Genomic DNA, 218 nt, shown 5'->3' on the forward strand with positions numbered 1-218 from the left:
TTTGACGCAACAAAGTGGATGGCTACATTGCCTCCTTCGTCCTCAGTGCGATAATAGACAACAGCACCGCAAGCATTAATGGATGCATCAGAAAACCCAATAAGCTCTGTGTTTACAAGTTTTGGCTGCCTGATCCACCTCGGAACAGTAATTTTAGCCGCTATCATTATATCCTTTCTCCATTTTCTTAGATCTACCGCTATGTCTTCAGGGACTGT

General features: G+C 43.6%; 1 protein-coding gene. It reads right to left on the reverse strand.

Features of this window, described 5'->3' with window-relative positions; translation table 11 throughout:
• On the reverse strand, positions 1-218 hold a 218-nt coding region (locus JEM65_RS21450), incomplete at both ends, for a hypothetical protein (RefSeq protein ID WP_199603775.1).

It is taken from the genome of Gelidibacter salicanalis (assembly GCF_016469035.1).
In the GTDB taxonomy this organism is placed as follows: domain Bacteria; phylum Bacteroidota; class Bacteroidia; order Flavobacteriales; family Flavobacteriaceae; genus Gelidibacter; species Gelidibacter salicanalis_A.